Annotated in this window: 14 protein-coding genes; 10 read left to right on the forward strand and 4 right to left on the reverse strand. The window is 37.7% G+C overall.

All coding sequences use genetic code 11. The features are described 5' to 3' along the window. Together pseI and CVS95_RS06955 are read left to right on the forward strand one after the other, a co-directional pair. A complete protein-coding gene (pseI, locus tag CVS95_RS06950) occupies window positions 1-1,032 on the forward strand; it encodes a pseudaminic acid synthase (protein WP_107696063.1) in 1,032 nt (343 codons plus the stop codon). Next, a complete protein-coding gene (locus CVS95_RS06955) occupies window positions 1,029-3,050 on the forward strand; it encodes a motility associated factor glycosyltransferase family protein (protein WP_107696064.1) in 2,022 nt (673 codons plus the stop codon). The genes pseI and CVS95_RS06955 overlap by 4 nt, the downstream gene beginning before the upstream one ends. Window positions 3,051-3,314: 264 nt before the next feature. Here the strand turns inward: CVS95_RS06955 and CVS95_RS06960 are convergent, their stop codons facing one another. After that, window positions 3,315-4,820 (reverse strand): flagellin B, encoded by a 1,506-nt coding sequence (locus tag CVS95_RS06960; RefSeq protein WP_072595387.1) that lies wholly within the window; start codon window positions 4,818-4,820, stop codon window positions 3,315-3,317. A 186-nt stretch (window positions 4,821-5,006) separates the two neighbouring features. Here CVS95_RS06960 and topA point away from each other — a divergent pair, with 186 nt between their 5' ends. The 5 genes from topA (at window position 5,007) to crcB (ending at window position 9,231) form a co-directional block, all read left to right on the forward strand. Continuing rightward, window positions 5,007-7,124 carry a type I DNA topoisomerase gene (gene topA, locus CVS95_RS06965; protein WP_199906347.1) on the forward strand — a complete coding sequence of 706 codons (2,118 nt, stop codon included), beginning with the start codon at window positions 5,007-5,009 and terminating at the stop codon, window positions 7,122-7,124. 62 nt (window positions 7,125-7,186) lie between these two features. Continuing rightward, window positions 7,187-7,387: a hypothetical protein gene (locus tag CVS95_RS09795; protein WP_234400043.1), complete on the forward strand. Its 201-nt coding sequence runs from the start codon at window positions 7,187-7,189 to the stop codon at window positions 7,385-7,387. A gap of 314 nt (window positions 7,388-7,701) precedes the next feature. Next, on the forward strand, window positions 7,702-7,842 hold the full coding sequence (locus tag CVS95_RS09800) for a hypothetical protein (protein WP_234400044.1): 141 nt from the start codon (window positions 7,702-7,704) through the stop codon (window positions 7,840-7,842). A 196-nt stretch (window positions 7,843-8,038) separates the two neighbouring features. Continuing rightward, window positions 8,039-8,878, forward strand: coding sequence for a biotin synthase (locus CVS95_RS06975; RefSeq protein ID WP_107696066.1), 840 nt, complete (start codon window positions 8,039-8,041; stop codon window positions 8,876-8,878). After that, complete coding sequence (gene crcB / locus CVS95_RS06980; RefSeq protein WP_107696067.1) at window positions 8,878-9,231, forward strand: fluoride efflux transporter CrcB; 354 nt, start codon at window positions 8,878-8,880, stop codon at window positions 9,229-9,231. Before CVS95_RS06975 ends, crcB begins: the two co-directional genes overlap by 1 nt. Before the next feature lie 680 nt (window positions 9,232-9,911). On the opposite strand, the gene CVS95_RS06985 is transcribed toward crcB, so the two are convergent. Continuing rightward, window positions 9,912-10,394, reverse strand: coding sequence for a hypothetical protein (locus CVS95_RS06985; protein ID WP_107696104.1), 483 nt, complete (start codon window positions 10,392-10,394; stop codon window positions 9,912-9,914). Between the two features lie 117 nt (window positions 10,395-10,511). Between CVS95_RS06985 and CVS95_RS06990 the strand changes: the two genes are divergently transcribed. The 3 genes from CVS95_RS06990 to CVS95_RS07000 are packed head-to-tail and all read left to right on the forward strand — an operon-like array spanning window position 10,512 to window position 13,758. After that, window positions 10,512-11,675, forward strand: a complete 1,164-nt coding sequence (locus tag CVS95_RS06990) for a cation:proton antiporter (RefSeq protein WP_107696068.1) — start codon at window positions 10,512-10,514, stop codon at window positions 11,673-11,675. A 2-nt stretch (window positions 11,676-11,677) separates the two neighbouring features. Further along, window positions 11,678-12,955: a citrate synthase gene (locus CVS95_RS06995; RefSeq protein ID WP_084109619.1), complete on the forward strand. Its 1,278-nt coding sequence runs from the start codon at window positions 11,678-11,680 to the stop codon at window positions 12,953-12,955. After that, a complete protein-coding gene (locus tag CVS95_RS07000; protein ID WP_107696069.1) occupies window positions 12,952-13,758 on the forward strand; it encodes a 3'(2'),5'-bisphosphate nucleotidase CysQ in 807 nt (268 codons plus the stop codon). The genes CVS95_RS06995 and CVS95_RS07000 overlap by 4 nt, the downstream gene beginning before the upstream one ends. A 3-nt stretch (window positions 13,759-13,761) precedes the next feature. Here the strand turns inward: CVS95_RS07000 and CVS95_RS07005 are convergent, their stop codons facing one another. Then, the gene (locus CVS95_RS07005) at window positions 13,762-15,318 is read right to left on the reverse strand and encodes a class I SAM-dependent methyltransferase (protein WP_107696070.1); all 1,557 of its coding nucleotides are present in this window, start codon (window positions 15,316-15,318) and stop codon (window positions 13,762-13,764) included. A gap of 8 nt (window positions 15,319-15,326) precedes the next feature. Continuing rightward, window positions 15,327-15,824, reverse strand: a complete 498-nt coding sequence (locus CVS95_RS07010) for a redoxin family protein (RefSeq protein ID WP_107696071.1) — start codon at window positions 15,822-15,824, stop codon at window positions 15,327-15,329. Window positions 15,825-15,862 lie beyond the last annotated feature (38 nt).

Raw genomic sequence — 15,862 nt, forward strand, 5'->3', positions numbered from 1 at the left:
ATGAAAATAGGAAATTTTGATACAGACAAAAAGGTCTTTATAATAGCAGAGCTCTCCGCTAATCACAGCGGCAGCCTAAAAACGGCGATAGATACGATAAAGGCAGCTAAGCGCGCTGGAGCTGATGCGATAAAGCTTCAGACATATACGCCTAATAGTTTAACTCTAAATTCGCACCTAGATGATTTTGTCATAAAAGGCGGGCTTTGGGACAAGAGAAATTTATACGAGCTTTATCAAGAGGCGCTAACGCCAAAAGAGTGGCACGCCGAGCTTTTTAAAGTAGCAAAAGAAGAAGGGCTTGTCTGCTTTTCAAGCCCATTTTGCAAGGATGATGCCAACTTTTTAGAGCAGTTTAACCCACCAGCTTACAAGATCGCAAGCTTTGAGGTAACGGATTATGATTTTGTAGAATTTGTAGCCAAAAAAGGCAAGCCCATCATCATCTCAACTGGCATAGCCCATGAAGAAGAGATAAGAGATGTGGTACAAATTTGCAAAAATGCATGTAATAGTGACATCGCTCTTTTAAAATGCACTTCAAGTTACCCAGCGCCGCTAAATGGCATGAATTTAAAAACGATAGCTGATATGAGAGAGAAATTTGGCGTAGAGGTTGGCTTTTCAGATCACACACTAGGTGTGACAGCCCCAGTTGTTGCGGTTAGCCTGGGTGCTAGGATAATTGAAAAACATTTTATACTTGATAAAAGCGTAAAAAGCGTTGATAGCGCATTTAGCCTTGATGAGAGCGAATTTGCTCTTATGACAAAATGCGTTAGAGAGGCCGAAGAGCTTTTGGGCGTGGTAAGCTACGAGCTAGATGAAAAAGCGGTTTTAAACAGGAGATTTTCACGCTCGCTTTATGCAAGCGCAGATATAAAAAAAGGTGAAATTTTTAGCGAGCAAAATATAAGGAGTGTGCGCCCAGGGTACGGCCTGCACCCTAAATTTTTAAAAGAGCTGATCGGTAAAAAAGCAAAAAGAGATATAAAATTTAGCGAGAGATTAACAAAGGAGGATTTGATATGAACAATAAAAACGATAAGGCATCTAATAAAAAGGCAAAACCATCTAAAGATAATGTATCAAATATCCAAAATCCTATCTTTCAAAAAAACCTTCAAGCACTATTTCAACAAGATGAAATTCTAGCAGCAAGGCTTTGGTCTATTGCTGGTAATGAAGACTATGAAATTTTTATAGGAAAAGATCCGATTGATATAAATTTAATAAACAAGCATACTTTTAAATATATCTATGAAAATCCTGGAGCAGACATTTTAAAGCTGCTTGAAGATATAGAAAGTGACTATAAACGTTATCCGATACTATTTTTTTATGGACTAGGCAATGGCGTACTCTATAAAGCATTAGCAAAAAATGAAACACACCAAAAAATCGTAGTCATAGAGCCAGAGATTGAGATCATATATCTTGTTTTAAATGTTATTGATCTATCAAGCGAACTAGAAAGTGGACAGATAATACTTTTTTATTCAAAATTTGCAACCTATACACATTTTTATTATCTGGTTACAGAAGCAAAACTAAACTCATATGCAAAAACCTATGATAATCTTATGATTCATATGCCTTTTTATGATCAATTTGAAGAAGACTACATAAGAATAAACAAAGAGATTACAAGGGCATTTTCTCAAATAGTAGTTGCTCACGGCAATAGCATAGACGATCTTTTATTAGGCACAAGACAAAATTGTGAAAATTTAGTGCCCATGATTAGCAATTATTGCTACACAAGTCTTGTTAAAAAAAGATATGGTCTTATGGATACAGCTATAATTGTATCAACTGGCCCAAGCCTAGATAAACAGCTTAATACGCTTAAAAAATTTGCTCCATATGTTAGCATTATAAGCGTTGATGCCTCTTATCCAATCCTTGCAAGGCATGATATCAAGCCTGATTATGTAATGTCGATTGAAAGAATAGAACCAACTTCTAGTTTTTTTGAAAAAAAACATCCAAATATTGATGACAATATACACTTTATTGTTGCCTCAGTTACACACAAGCAAACTATTAAAAATATCTTGCCAAGAAAACTAGTACTAACTATGAGACCTCAACAAGAGGAGTATATGTTTGGTCTAAAAAGATATGGATATTTGGGTGTGGGGCATAGTTGTGCAAACATGGCCTACCAGCTAGCCTATGTCTTAGGACATAAAAATATCGTTTTCATAGGACAGGATCTAGCATTTGGTAAAGATGGAGCAAGCCATGCAAAAGGTCACGCCTTTGCGCAAGCGGATGAAAATATATTTGTTAAAGCTTATGGCGGAGAGGGAGAGGTTAAAACAACATATGTTTGGACTCTATTTAAAAACCAGTTTGAAAATGACATCGCCCAATCAAGCTTAGAGAATATAAAATCATATAACTGTACCGAAGGTGGTGCTAGAATAGAAGGCACTATAGAAAAGCCATTTTTAGAAGTAATGTATGAACTTTGTAAAGACAAAGAGATTAAAAAACTACCTAATATAAAAAAAGATAGTGAAACGACAGTAAATAAAAACCTTTTAAAAGCTTATAAAGTCATACTTGCAAAAATAAAAGCTCAAAGTGAAGTCAAACAACAAATAGAAAAAGTCTTTTTAGAAGTAGTGCCTAGTATAGATAAATTGCTTGAGCTCAATAAAGAAAATAAAATAGAAAAAAAACATTTTGATGAGCTTCTTAAAATAACAAAAAAGATAGATAAACTAAAAGATGTAATCGCAAAACGTAATTATCAAAAATATGTAGATAATATATTGCAAATTTCAGTCTATTATCAAGAACTTGAGCTTGCAAAAATTTCTGTAGCGCCAAGTGACACAACTATCCAAAAAACTAATAAGCTTCTTATGTGGGTAAATATGCACAAATACTGGATGTTCTCTGCAGCTGGTGGTCTAAATGCTGACATCGAAGTTACTAAAAAAGCTTCAAAAACACTTGTTGCTGAGCTTAAAAAGAGAAAACTAATAACTAAAAATGAGATAGGAAAAGCGAAAGAAAATTTTATACTGAGTATATAAGCTAATTTGTAAGTAGAATTATTTTACTTACAGTTTTTTTATTTGGCTTACTAGTTTTAGTAAGCCTCTGTCACAATTATAAATTTATAACACAACCCATTATAAACCACTAGAGCAAAGACAAAATAGATACATTGCTATTTATTTTTAGTAGATAAAGCCCCAAAGTTAAACTCTGGGGCGTGGGTTTGCGTATTGTAAAAGCATTAACACTCTTAAGGCTTTGTTACTGCGACAAAGCCTCTATCTAAAACCTTAATGAAACTATTGTAGAAGCTTCATTACGTTTTGTTGTACGCTGTTTGCTTGACTCATAGCATAAGCACCTGATTGAGCTAGGATGTTATGTTTTGAGAAGTTAGCAGACTCGCTAGCAAAATCAACATCTCTGATTTGAGATTCTGCTGATTTTACGTTAACTTGAGTTACAGTGATGTTATTAACTGTAGCTTGAAGTTGGTTTTGAACTGAACCAAGGTCTGAACGAACTTGATCAAGTGTTTTTTGAGCAGACTCAGCGATACTCATAACAGCCATTGCACCGCGAAGTGTCATAACACCAGCAGATTGAGCTACTGATAAAGCTCCACTCATTCTTTGGAAGCCCATAGCTGTTGCTAGGGTTTTATCTATTTGTCCTCTTATATCTCTTAGAGATACTGATTGTTGAGCACCGCCATTAGCAGAGAATGCTAGCGATAGTTTAGCAACGCCACCAGCATTTAGCTTGATATCTCTACCATCAAGACGAACAAGGTTTAGTCTACCTACAAATCCAGTTAAAGATGTACCTTTAGCAGCTGCACCTTTACCGCCAAGACCCTTTGAGATGTCTTTACCAGAAGCTACGATAGCACGGCCATCACGGCTTGTTAGTACCATTTTACCTGTTTCAGCATCAACAGAAGCTTCAACACCAGTTTGATCTTTTACAGAGTTGATAGCATTTACAAGTGCACCGTTTGCATCATTTGCTTTAACTTCTAGATCGCCGATTTTAACGCCGTTGATTGTTAAAGACTGAATTAAACCACCGCCAATAGCAGCACTTGCTTTCCAAGTAACATCAGCTGTAGCTCTAACACCAGTTCTATCAGCAACTTTGTTGATGTTCTCGGCTAGAGCGCCAAGGCCTTTACCGATACCTGTTGAGATAGTAGCGCCTGTAACACCTACATCGTTTACACCATCAACGTTTAAGAATTTAAGGTTTACTTCACCCATAGCTGTAAGTAGTCTTGAACTCTCAAAACGTGTAAGACCGATCTTATCAGACGTAGTCGCACCAATACTTGCTTTAACAGTTTGGTTTGAGTAAGCACCTATTTGGAATTCTTTATTAGAGAATGTTCCGTTTAGTAGTTGCTGACCGTTAAATGAAGTAGTGTTACCGATATTGTCAAGCTCTTCCATTAGACGAACGATGTCAGCTTGCAATGCTTGGCGTGATTGAGTTGTTTGGCCGTCTTGAGCTGATTGAGTAGCTTTTGTCTTGATAGTATCAAGAATTTTTAGCTGCTCGTCCATAGCTTTATCGGCAACTTGAATGATACCAATAGCATCATTACCATTTGCAATAGCTTGACCTAAAGCTGAAGCTTGACTTCTTAAGCTATCTGCAATAGATAGACCTGAAGCATCATCTGCAGCTGTTTGAATCCTAAGACCTGAGCTAAGTTTGTTAAGTGACTTAGATAGGTCAGTGTTGTTGCTAACTGCGTTAGCGTGTGTGTTAAGTGCGTTTACGTTTGTGTTAATACGAAAACTCATTGTAAATCCTTTTAATTTTTTAGTTACGACTTCTTGTCGCACAAAAACTATATCGTGAAATTTTCTAAAAACTTTATAGGCATGAATGAAAAAATTTTTAAAAATTAACATGGATTTGATTTTCATGCCTTGATACTTTAAAAATTATTTTTGCTACAATTACGCCAAAAAAATTAAAGGCTATATATAATGAAAAGCTTAATCATCGTGGAATCTCCCGCAAAAGCAAAGACTATCAAAAATTTCCTAGACAAAAGCTACAACGTCATCGCCTCAAAAGGCCACATCAGAGATCTGCCAAAAACAAGCTTTGGTATCAAGATAGAAGATGATAAATTTACCCCAGAGTATCGCATCAGCAGCGATCACTCCGCCATCGTAAAAGAGATAAAAGAGCTCGCCAAAGGTGCTGATGAAATTTATCTCGCAACCGATGAGGATAGAGAGGGTGAGGCGATCGCGTTTCACATCGCAAATGCCATCGGCAAGGAGCCAACCAGCCTGCCTCGCATCGTCTTTCATGAGATCACCAAAAGCGCCATACAAAACGCTTTAAAAAGCCCAAGGCACGTCGATATGAATAGCGTCAATGCCCAGCAAACAAGGCGCTTGCTTGACCGCATCGTTGGCTACAAGCTAAGCCCACTTTTAAATTTAAAGATACAAAAAGGCTTAAGCGCTGGCAGGGTGCAAAGTGCGGCGCTAAAGATAATAGTTGACCGTGAGCGTGAAATTCAGGCGTTTAAACCGATTGAATACTACACCATTGACACCGTTTTTAAAAAAGACCTAGACGCTGAGCTAGTAAAATTTGAAAACCAAAAGATCGAAAAACTAACTATCCAAAATCCAGACCGCGCAAAATATATCATTGAAAATTTACAAAATGAGAAATTTAGCGTCCGAGAGATCGAGAGCAAGGATAGAAAGATCCAGCCAAGCCCGCCATTTATGACATCAACACTTCAGCAAAGCGCGAGCAACCGCCTTGGCTTTAGCCCTAAAAAGACGATGATGATCGCACAAAGCCTCTATGAAGGCGTACAAACAAACGAGGGCTTCATGGGTGCGATCACCTACATGAGAACAGACAGCCTAAATTTAGCTAAAGAGGCCGTCGCAGCCGCTAGAGAGCACATCCTTCAAAACTACGGCAAAGAGTATTTGCCAGCCAAAGCGATAAGCTACACGACAAGCTCAAAAGGCGCGCAAGAAGCCCACGAAGCGATCCGCCCTACAAATTTAAACTTCACACCGCAAATCGCGGCTAAATTTTTAGAAAAAGATGCACTAAAACTCTACACGCTCATCTACAATAGATTTTTAGCCTGCCAAATGAGCGCATGTGTGAGCCAAACGCAAAATGTCTATGTCGCAAGCGAAAAAAGCGAGTTTAAGATAAGTGGCAGAAAAGTGCTATTTGACGGCTTTTACAAGGTTTATGGCGAGCTTGATAAGGATAAAATTTTGCCAAATTTAAAAAAGGGCGATGAGATGAGTTTGCAAAGCATAAAAAGCACGCAAAACTTCACCGAGCCGCCAGCTAGGTACTCTGAAGCTGGCCTTGTTAAAAAGCTTGAAAGCCTTGGTATCGGTCGCCCAAGCACCTACGCACCGACCATATCGCTACTAACCTCAAGAGACTACGTGAGGGTCGAGAAAAAGCAGCTCATACCAAACGAGATCGCATTTAGCATGATAGGTGTTTTAGAGAAGCACTTTAGCAATATCGTTGATAGCGAATTTACCTCTCATCTCGAAGAAAAGCTCGACGAGATCGCACTTGATAAGGCTGACTGGCAAAAGGTGCTAAGCGACTTTTACTATCCATTTATGGAAAAAATTAGTGCTGGAAAAACTGGCATAAAAAGCCTAAAAACAGCCACTCCAATCGGCGAGAAGTGCCCAGATTGCGGAAGTGAGCTACTGCTTAGAAAAGGCAGATACGGAGAATTTATCGCTTGTTCAAATTTTCCAAAATGCAAATATTCAAGAAATATCGCAAAAGATAAAGAGAAAAGTGCCGAGTCTAGCACTTCTGCTACTTCAAAGCCAAAACGTGAGCTTAAAAAGCTTGATGTACCATGTCCGAAATGTGGCGGTGAGATCGTGGAGAGATTTAGCAGGCGTGGTAAATTTTATGGTTGTGCCAACTATCCAAAGTGCGACTTCATCTCAAACTACGAGCCAGTTGAGCAAAAATGCGACGAATGTGGTGGCGACATGATCAAAAAAGAGCTTAAAAAAGGTACATTTATAGAGTGCACAAAATGTAAGAAAAAGACCCTTATCTCTGAAAACTAAAAATTTCTAGCCAAATCTGAGCTCTTGAGCCTAAATTTGGCTTTTATAAATTTGGAATTTAAATGCCTGACACCACCGCTAAGCTTAGCCAGCATAAAGGGCAAAAACCTCGTCACCAACTACACTCAGTTAGAGGGCAGCTTCACACAGTAGTACAAAACCTTCAAATAAAAAAAGAGCCGTACTTGATGAGCGGTGTGAATTTTTTAAGAAACGAACAAAACGTTTTTGAAGAGCTTAGCTTTTGCACAAAAATACCTTAAAAGCTCTTTGATACGGTGTGTTGCCAAAGAATTTTAAAAAGCCTTCATATCAAATGAGGCTCGTATGAGAACCTTGACGCGCCAGCAAGCCTTTCTAGCCAAAAAGCCTTTTTTGTAGGCTCTGGAGCTAGCGTAAAAAGCATAGCGCTAATCGCAAAACTTTCCGGACTCAAAAGCCTTGCTGTGGAAAATTTTCAAAAGATAAATTACTATTCTGCGCTTTCAAATTTATAAAATTTAAAGAGTCTTGAGATCAGCAAAAACGGACTTTCGCCTAGATTTATCCGCATCGAAGCCTATAGTTTTTACGCCAGATGCCTAGGCCAACTAGCCTTGTGATATTAACGACTAGGATAAAAAGCAAGGACTACTCGTCTATCTTATCTATAAAGTCCTTCACTCATTTTAGCTTGCCGCCACAGCATGCACTTCTAACGTGCGAAGGGCTTAGATGATTTAAAGGGGGATAAGGGGACGGCTTTGCTTCGCTAGCTCGCAGCTGCAAGCAGACCGTAACTCAAGCCCCTTTATCCCCCTTTGAATAAAAATAAATTTATACATTTCATCAAACTATTTTTGCAAATTCATAAATCACCCTACTTAAATTTTAAACCTATCAAAGCTATAATACACCCCAAAAAAGGATGAAAAATGAAAACAATTATGCTCTGTGCGATATGCTCAGTCACTCAAGGAAACTGTGCCGAGGACTGCGCTTACTGCACACAAAGTGCCAAAGCTGGTGCCGATATCTCAAAATTTAAAGAAAAAAGCGTGCAGCAGGTGGTGGACGAGGCCAAAATGGCATATAAAAACCACGCTCTTGGATTTTGTTTAGTCACAAGTGGTGCTAGGCTAAATAATAAAAAGACCGACTATATCGCATCTTTAGCAAGAGCCGTGAGCAAAGAAGTACCAAATTTGATGCTCATCGCATGTAACGGCATGGCGACTTACGAGCAGCTTAGCGAGCTTAAAAAAGCTGGCGTTTTTAGCTACAACCACAACCTTGAAACAAGCCGAGAATTTTTCCCAAAAATTTGCAAAACACACACTTGGGATGAGAGATATCAGACGAATTTAGATGCAAAAAGAGCTGGGCTCATGCTTTGCACTGGTGGAATTTATGGCGTTGGCGAAAGTGAGGCCGATAGAGTAAGCTTTAGAGCTAGTCTAAAAGAGCTTGAGCCATTTTCATCGCCGATAAATTTTTTCATAAAAAATGAAGCTCTAAGCCTTGATCTACCTCCTCTTAGTGTGGATGAAGCCCTAAAGATCGTACGTGACACTAAAAGTACTCTTCCAGAAACTAGAGTGATGATAGCTGGTGGTAGGGAGAAAATTTTAGGCGATAGACAATACGAGATCTTTGAAAATGGCGCCGATGCCATCGTGATAGGCGACTATCTCACTGCAAAAGGCGAGAAAGCTAGCAAGGATATCGGGGAGCTTACAAAGCGCGGTTTTAACTTCGCTAGTATCTGCCATTAATGCTTACAAATTTACTTTTCGCAGGGCTTGGAGGCTTTATCGGAGCTGGATGTAGGTTTTTAGCCGGTGAGCTGCTAAAATTTAGTCACTTTCCGATAGCCACGCTTGGCGTAAATACGCTTGGTAGTTTCATTATCGGCGTTTTGTTTTGTCTAAATTTAAGCCAAATCATGAGGGTGTTCTTGGTCGTTGGCATACTTGGCGGATTTACAACATTTTCAAGCTTTAGCCTTGATAGTGTGAAATTTTTACTAGAAGGCGAGCTGATAAAAGGCTTTTTAAATATCTTTTTAAACCTTGTCCTTTGCCTACTTGCAAGCTATCTTGGCATTTTATTTGGTAAGAATTTGTGAGGTTTTTAAGGTACGCAACAAAATAACTTTATCTATACCATTTTTAAATTTTAAAGCTTCACTCACTCGCCACTAAATTTAAAGCCGCGATATGCTCGCTTTAATTTACTCAAATTTATCTGATAACAAATCGCATGCAGTGTGTTAGCACTGGAGCATGTCACCTCTAACGTTGTCGGGGTTAGGGGATCGTTAAGGGGGAAGGGAGCGACTTCGTAATTCAAGCCTCTTCCCCCTTAACAAAGAAACAAAACTTTAAATTTCTAAAAACCTTAATTTATAAATTTTAAAATTCCATTCACTCGCAAGAATTGACTACTGATTTTGGGTCTTACAAAGCTTGCCACTAGAGCCGAAATTACTTGCTTATAAAATTTTAAAATTTGATAGAGTTTTAACCGCATTCAGTGCGCCAGCACTATTGCGTGCACTTTGAGCGTGTTAAGGGATTGGGGGGATATAAAGTGGGATAAAGGAGGCGACTTCGTGTCTGCCATGCAGTTGCGAGCTTGCGAAGCAAAATTCAAGCCCCTTTGTCCCCCTTTAGATAAAACAAATTTGTAAATTTCGTCATCTATGTGCAAATTTTAAATTTCATTCACTCACAAGAATTGGCTATTAAAATTTGATGAAATTTAACAAAACCGTATGTAGCGCAAAATACTACCATATGCACCTTTTTACCTAGCTTCTACCTTTGGCATCTGAAGCATAAAATTTCTAGCTTCACTTAAAAGTACAGGCTTAAGCCCATCTACCAGAGTTTTTGGATCATAAATTCTCTCATATGAAAGCATTAAGACTCCATCTTTTCTAAGTAAAAAGTGGATTATTTCTATATTTTTACTACTAGTTTCATCTTTTATAAGAGCTAAAATTTGATCATTCTCTTCACTATAAAGCACCTCTTTAGCCTCTTTTATATTCTTTTTTAGCTCAGCAAGCATACTTTCACTTTTTATATTTTTGTCAAATTTCACTCTAAAGCCTACAAAATGCTCATCAAAATTTTCATTTTTTAAAAAGTAAAAGCTCTCATCTTTGGCTGTATTTTTCTTATAAAAAACGCTTCCATCAAATTTAAAACTTTGAACCAAACTTAGCTCATCTGCAAAGCCAAAAATTCCAAAAAACATCAAGACAAAAAATAGAAATTTACGCATAAATTTGCACTCCAAATTTTTAAAAATTTGTCGCCATTTTGCCCAAAAATCGCTTAGCTTAATCAAAAAATAACAAAGCTTTTTATACAATCAAACATTTTTAATTTAAGGATCTTTTTGCAGTTACATCAAGCTAGCGAGCTTAGTATTCTTGTCGTTTTGGCATTTATCGTCTTTGCTTCGCCTTATATTTCTAAAATTTTACGCATTCCTGTCGCTCCTGCTGAGATAATACTTGGAGCACTAGCTAGCTACATCGGGCTTGTCGGCGAAAATGAGATGTTTAAGCTAATTAGCGAAGTTGGCTTTTTCTTTTTGATGTTTCTAGCTGGCATGGAGATCGATCTTAGAATGCTTATAAACATTGACCGCAAAATTTTGCGCCTAGGACTTATCTATCTTGCCCTCATCTACTCGCTAGCAACTGCACTTACGTTTAGTTTTAATCTTAGTTTGCTTTATATTATCATTATCCCGATAATGGCCGTTGGTATGATATTTACGCTATTTAAAGAGTATGGCAGAGATGTAAAATGGCTAAATTTAAGCATGCTTATTGCAACTATTGGTGAGCTTATAAGCATTACACTTTTGACATTTATAGCAGCCTATTTGCAGTTTGGAGCTAGTATAAATTTATGGCTAACGATTGGCTATTTGATCTTATTTTTAGCTATCAGCATACTTAGCTTTAAAATTTTAGATGTGCTTTTTTGGTGGTATCCTGGGCTTAAAGTGATCCTTATGCCACACTACGATAAGGACGAAAAAGATATTAGGTTAAGCATTGCGGTGTTTTTTTCGATGATTGCGCTTATGCTTTATTTAAATTTAGAAGTTGCCTTTGGCGCGTTTATCGCAGGTATGTTTATAGCGACATTTTTTGATCATAAAAAAGACTTACCGCACAAGCTTTCAAGCTTTGGATTTGGATTTTTGGTACCGATATTTTTTATACACATAGGCTCAACCTTTAAACTCTCAAGCCTAAGCTCAAATGAAGTGATAAAAGATGCTATTTTTATATTTTGTGCGATGCTTGCCACAAGGCTTTTCTCAAGTGTGTTATTTGTAGGAAAATTAGGATTTAAGGGGATATTTTTGTTTTCCCTCTCACAATCCATGCCACTAACACTTCTAGTAGCAGTTGCTACTATCGCACACAGATCAGGTGAGATAAGTGACTATTCTTACTCATCTTTTATCCTAGCAAGCCTAGCTCAAGCTATAATAGGGACAATAATTATAAAATTTCTAATGCAATCAAGAAGTAAGGAGTAAAAATGTCATCAAATACAGCTACGCTAACTGATAACAGAACCGGCAAGAGTTACGAGTTTCCTATACTAAAAGGCACTATGGGGCCTGATGTGATAGACATCTCGACATTTTTTAGTGATACTGGAATGTTTACTTTTGACAGAGGTTATACTTCAACTGCGATGTGTCGCTCGGCGATAACTTATATAGACGGCTTAAAAGGCGAGCTAATGTATAGAGGTTATGATATCGCGTATTTGGCCGAAAATAAGACATTTTTAGACGTGGCATATTTACTCTTAAACAAAGAGCTTCCAACAAATGATCAGTATATAAATTTTAAAACCGAGCTTAAAAAAAGAAGCTTTATACATGAAGGCATGATGAAGCTATTTGACGCATTCCCAGACAAAGCTCACCCTATGGCGATCTTGCAGGCAGCAGTCTCAGCCCTAAGTGCCTTTTACTCAGATCACTTAAATATGGATAAACCTGAAGAGTATCACGAGATGGCTATGCGTATAATCGCTAAAATTCCAACGATCGCGGCCTTTAGCTACCGCTACTCACGCGGACTTCCTATCATATATCCAAATTTAGATCGTGGCTTTACTGAAAATTTCCTCTACATGATGAGGGGCTATCCGTACGAGCACGTCGATCTTAAGCCAATCGAGATCAAGGCACTTGATACGGTCTTTATGCTACACGCAGATCACGAGCAAAATGCTTCAACTACGACTGTTAGGACTGTTGGCTCAACGCACGCTCACCCATACGCATGTATAAGTGCGGGCATCGGCGCACTTTGGGGCTGGGCTCATGGCGGCGCGAACGAGGGTGTCATCCGCCAGCTTGAAGAGATAGGCTCTGTAGCAAATGTCGATAGATACATCGCTAGAGCAAAGGATAAAAATGATCCATTTAGACTAATGGGCTTTGGTCACAGGGTCTATAAAAATTTTGATCCTCGCGCAAAAGTGCTCAAAAAAATGAGAGATCAGCTTATGGATGAGATAGGCATCAACTCAGAGCTTATCAAGATCGCAAACCGCATCGAGGAGATCGCGCTAAATGATGACTACTTTGTGAGCAGAAATTTATATCCAAATGTTGATTTTCACTCAGGGCTCATCCTAAAAGCGCTTGGCATACCAAACAATATGTTTGCCGTCATCTTCGTCATCGGTAGGACGCCAGGCTGGATCAGCCAGTGGATCGAGCTAAAAGAGCAAGACACTATAAAGATCGTCCGTCCAAGACAGCTTTATGTTGGAGAGACAAACAGAACACCAAAATGAGCGAGCTTTTAAATTTAGCTAAAAAAGCAGCCGTTAATGCTGGAGCGCAAATAATGAAATTTCACTCTGCAGATAATACGGCTCTTAAAGTCTGCCTAAAAGATGACAGCTCACCACTAACTAGCGCTGATCTAGCTGCAAATGAAGTGATACTAAAAGAGCTAAGCAAGAGCGGGATAAAAATTTGCTCTGAAGAGAGCATCTTACAAGAAAGCGACAAAGATGAGTTTTGGCTCGTAGATCCACTTGATGGCACTAAAGAATTTCTAGCTAGAAACGGCGAATTTTGCGTTTGCATAGCGCTTATAAAAAAAGCTAGACCGGTGCTTGGCGTGATATTTATCCCGGTTAGCAAAGAGCTTTTTTATGCTGATGAAAATGGCGCTTTTAAAGAAATTTTAGATGACAATGATGAAATCATAAGCAGAGTTGATTTAAACAAAAAAGATAAAAATTTAGACAATCTAATCTTTTCAAGCAGAAGAGGCGACGCCAAAGAGATAGAATTCATAGGACAGAGCCTAAATTTTGAGCAAAGGTGCATCGGCTCAGCTATAAAATTTTGCCGTTTGGTTGAATTTGGTGGAGCTTATTTGAGATTTGCCCCAAGCTATCTTTGGGACAATGCTGCAGGAGATGCGCTCGTAAATTTTTGTGGCGGAAAAGTATTTGACGCTAATAGCAGCAAAGAGATGAGCTATGAGCTTGCTGATTTAAAAAGCCCATTTTTCATAGCTCTCTCAAAAAATACACTAAATCTAAAAGATAAAATCACACAGCTATATAAGCAAAGTAAAACTTAAACCTTAAATTTCTTCTAGTAGATAAAGCATACTAGCTATTTTTGCTGTGCCTAGCACGTAACTCATTATGTTTGCTGCGACTTTATCTTTTTTAAGCACTTTGCCATTTATGTCAAATATATCTTCGTTGTTCTCTTTGATAAATTTTAAGGTTTTTGCTGCGACATCTTCTAGGCTATTTTTACCATCAAGCAATAAAAGTATGTAATAATCGATATTATTAAGCTTCCTTGAGATGCTAAATTTATTAGCAAAAACAATATCGGCATTATTTTTATGATTTAAGAAATATCTTACATAATTTATTAAATTTTGACTAAGCCTTGAGTAGCCGGACCTATACTCGATATTTTTTTGCTCATCTTTTAAAATCATTGCATCAGATGAGTTTGTTAAAATTCTTACAAAGGCGCTATAAACCATGAGCTTATCTTCTGGCAAAATTTCTAAAATCTGAGAAAGGTTTATGCTGGCTGGATACATCTTATAAAAGACCTCGCAAAGCCATGATATATCTTGTGGCATAGCGCCATAACTATCTTGCCACTGGTTATCTTTCTTTATAAAATCTGCCACAACGTGAATTTTATTAATATCGCTTGGGCCTATTTGTTTATTTGCTATGCTCTCATAAGTTTTGCTATGGACTATTAGGCTTTGTCTAAAGACTTTGTTGCTAATCATATCCATGAATTGCTCTAGATCGATCCTATCTTTAAATTTATTGTTTTTGTATTCATCTACTACGGCTGTGCCAACATCTGGGGTAAAAATATCATCAAGCGTATACTCACAAAGATAAGTAAGCTCATTTTTGGCAAGCATGGCATTAAAATCTTTAAAATAAAATGGATCATTTGTGTATTCTAAAAACTCATGAGCTATGTAAAAGTCATCTTTTGAGAGCACATGTTCAGTTACAAAAAGAAGCATCTTAAGGGGTATTTTCCCCTCATAAATTTCTTCATCTCTTGTTAGTAAATATTCTTTATAGACTAAAAGTGCTTCTTTGGCTGCTTTTAGCCTCTCTTGCATGCTCTCTTTATCTTTTGCAGCAAGTAGCATTATATCCCTTACGATATCTTTTACTTTCCAGCCAGGATAAACATTATAAGAGATAAACGCCACGCCATTTGCACTTAAATTCTCTCTTACGACTTTTAATATAGCTTCTTTTACAAAGTCAGGCACCCAGCTAAAAACACCATGAGCAATGATATAGTCAAATTTCTCATCGCTTTTAAATTCGCAAATATCACCGTGTATAAGCTCTAAATTTGTAAGCCCCATCTCTTTAACGATCTCTTGCCCTCGCCTTATCTGCTCGCCACTAAGATCTATGCCAACTACTTTTGCATTTTTGTTATTTACTGCAAATGGGATCAAATTTCCACCAAAGCTACATCCTATCTCTAAAACTCTTGCATTTTCGCATGGCGGTGGAGTTATGCCAAGAAGTGTTGCACAAGCTTCAAGCCTATATGGCGACGATTGGGCAAAGGCTATTGATTTATAAGTTAGCTCGTCATAAGACTTCTCGATTTTACTATTTTGGCTCATTTTAGCTCCTAGTAGTCTTTTTCTTTGATTTTTTCTAGCATATTTTTAGCATCATTCTCAGGATCATCTACTATATATGCGCGCCTTATCTTGCCATCTTTAATGATAAGTGTTTGCCTAAAGTAAAATTTATGTCCATTTGATGCAGAAAAAACTGGAAGTTCAAGCGCCCTCTCAAGCATAAACTCACTATCATTTAAAAACATGACTCCAGTTGAAGTCTCTTCTTGAAATTTCTTTTGAGCTGCGATATCTTGTGAGCTAATGGCCACTACCATGAAACCAAGGTCGTTAAAATCTTTTAAAAATTTCTTGTAGTTTATCGCTTGTTTAGTGCAGCCCTTCATGCCTGCAGTATTTTGCAATTGCTCACTTAAAAGACTAAAGTCCTCGCCTATCTTTGGATAGATGAAAATAACACAGTCATGCGTCCTTGCAAAGGCGGAAAAATCAAATTCCTTACCGTCTAGGGTATTTAAATATATACTTGTAGGCACTTTTATCATACCTCATCCTTTAAAATTTTTACTATTATATCTTTATA

This window comes from Campylobacter concisus (assembly GCF_003048905.1).
GTDB classification, from domain to species: domain Bacteria; phylum Campylobacterota; class Campylobacteria; order Campylobacterales; family Campylobacteraceae; genus Campylobacter_A; species Campylobacter_A concisus_V.